The sequence below is a fragment of the Polaromonas sp. P1_E1_2 genome, assembly GCF_056406035.1.
In genome coordinates, this window is record NZ_JBFUAZ010000586.1 from 1 (window position 1) to 2,669 (window position 2,669).

General features: G+C 55.9%; 2 protein-coding genes. One reads left to right on the plus strand and one right to left on the minus strand.

Annotated features, from left to right (window positions below):
- Nucleotides 1-323 precede the first annotated feature (323 nt).
- The gene (locus AC1D1P_RS20295; RefSeq protein WP_477674204.1) at nucleotides 324-1,877 is read right to left on the minus strand and encodes a vWA domain-containing protein; all 1,554 of its coding nucleotides are present in this window, start codon (nucleotides 1,875-1,877) and stop codon (nucleotides 324-326) included.
- Nucleotides 1,878-2,075: 198 nt separating this feature from the next.
- Between AC1D1P_RS20295 and AC1D1P_RS20300 the strand changes: the two genes are divergently transcribed.
- Nucleotides 2,076-2,669, plus strand: a 594-nt coding sequence (locus AC1D1P_RS20300; protein WP_477674205.1) for an RNA repair transcriptional activator RtcR family protein, incomplete at its 3' end; no start/stop codon positions are given.

Sequence of the window (2,669 nt, forward strand, 5' to 3'; positions counted from 1 at the left end):
ACCTCGGCATTAACAGTGCTGTAATTCCAACCGCATTTGCCGCTGGCAATCAAAACTTTTTGCTCTCTCTTCAAGAGCTTTCAAAAACACGACAAGATCGGTGAGATTTTCATGTGCATTCAGTTTCCTGTGATGCACATGGCCAGAGTCGAACCGGCTATATCCAATGTAATCCCGCCAGCATTCGTGCTTTTGAAAACCCTCTTGTCCATCTTTAAAAAAGGCCCCCGCCTGAGGACTAACAGTTGGTGTGATAAAAACAGTTTGGATGTAATCACACCGGCATTCCTCAGGCGACGACGCTCAACACATCGAGTCATGGCTTACAAAGCCAGCTCGTCTATCAATCCGACCCAGTGGTCGGCTCCCAACGCTCCCGCGGCAAACAAGGCCAGTACCTTGAACACCTCATCGGTAAAACCGCCGATGTTCAGGATGTCAGGCCGTTCGAGCGCCTGCGTGTGGGCGTAAGGCTGGATGTCGATACACACCAACCTGGCTTGCGGGTTGCGTTGCTTGAACACTTCCCACTCACGCAAGGTTTGCGTCGCACCGGCACGCTTGCTATCCACCCACGACTCGTTGTCCGACACCAGCACCACCAAGTCTGCCTTGGCCTTACCGGCGTTCAACAGGGCCAACGGCGCCGAGCAGTTGGTTCCGCCACCGCCCACGGCAGCCAGTTTCTCCGCATTGGTCATCACCGAGTCACGCGGGTTCAACGACAAGTTGACGACTTTCTGCTCAAACGGCAGCACCATGGTTGCCGGGTTCTTGCGCAGCAGAGCCGCAGCCACCAGGGCCGCCACGTCAATACAACGCACCGCACTGGTTGCAGAACCACGATGTCCGGACACCGCCGAGCTCATGGAGCCCGACACATCAGGACACACCACCACCTTACCCACCAAAGCCGGCACGTTCTTCAACGCGATTTCCATCGCGTCTTGCAATGCTTCACGTACCTGCAGAGGAACGGTTTCATCCGTCGCTTTGTAGGCAGCCATCAACTGGTAGGGCAACACGCGGGCCTTCTCAATACTCTGCGCGTCACGCAGTTTGGCGGCAATGGCCTTTTCAGCCTTGGTTGTACCAAACACGCCGTGGCGCGCAAAGGTGTTGAGATTCTGTCGCACCATCTGCCACGAGCCATTCTTTRCAATCTGCGTCCACTGGTTGGTGGTCAGGTTCAAGGCTGTCAACATTTGAAACGGCACATCGGGCGCCACACCGCTGCGGTCCTTCTTGTAGGCTTCAAAAGCACGCGTCGCCTCGGGCAACTGGCTCACGTCAAAGTCACGGCCAATCAACCAGGCAAACCACGCGGCGCGCCAGGCCTCAGCCGGTTTGGGGTGAACCATCTTCACGACGTCGGCCAACGACGGGCTGTTACCCACGCTGGCGTTCAGCAGCTGCTTCTCGCTTGCATTGCACAACCAGGCCTGCACCAACTTCTTGGGACGCGAACCCATTGACTTACGGCCCACACGGCCGCTACGCAGAATTTGCACCACGTTACGCAGCATCTTGCCGTTGTCTACCACGCGAGGAAACGCCTTGGCAAACAGTGCCACATCGCGGGTCGCCAGCGAGGCCAACAGCAGCGCCGGCATGTCTTTCATATGGCCACGCTCGCGGGCATAGATGGCAGTTTTGGCCACGAAGCCCGCATCAACCTGCGCAGCCAGTTCCAGCACTTTGTCCAATTGCTCGGCAGCGCCTGCGTAGTAAACATTGTTCAGGCAACCGGTGACGGCCAATTGCACCAAAGCATGCCGGGGTGCCAAGGCATAAGCGACACCACCAGCCTCGTTGGCGATGGTGGCAGCTGGCAGGAAACTGCCTTTGCTGCTTTGAAATAGTTGTGTGTTTGCCATGTTCCTAGTCCTTGTTTGCATTCACCGTTGTGGTGACGGGATATACATTGCAGGTGGCGTGCCAACTCTTTAAAAGAGATCACCAATTTCTCTAAGCAATTGATTTCATTTGATAGTTTTTCAATTAATCAAAAATTCACCAGTTTTTTAAACTTATACTTCTTGAGTTCTTAGCTTTAAAGCTAGTACATTAGAAATATGAAGAAGAAAGTGGTGATGGGTTTCCTGGGTACCCAACTGGATTCGGGCCTGAGTGCTTCGCGTTGGGAGAAATGGCGGCCGACAGTTTCAATCGCACAGCATGAAGACCTGATCGTCGACCGGCTGGAGCTGATGCACGACGTGCGCAACAAAGCGCTGGCCGAAAGGGTGCGCGAAGACGTGGTTCAGCTCTCGCCCRGCACCGAGGTTCGCCTGGTCGAGATGAACCTGGCCAACCCCTGGGATTTCGGCGAGGTCTATGGCGCGCTGTATGACTGGATGCGTGCCTACGCCTTCGACACCGAGCGCGAAGAGTACTGGGCGCACATCACCACCGGCACCCATGTAGCGCAGATCTGCCTGTTCCTGCTGGTCGAGGCGCGCTTCATTCCCGGCGTTCTGTTGCAGACGGCGCCGCCCAGGGGCCGGCAAGGCCAGGGCGTGGGCAGTTATGAACTGATTGACCTGGACCTTTCGCGGTATGACGCGATCAACACGCGGCTTGCGGTAGCGCAGCAAGATGCAGTGTCCTTTCTCAAAAGCGGCATCGCCACACGCAACCCCCGCTTCAACAAGTTGATTGAGGAAATC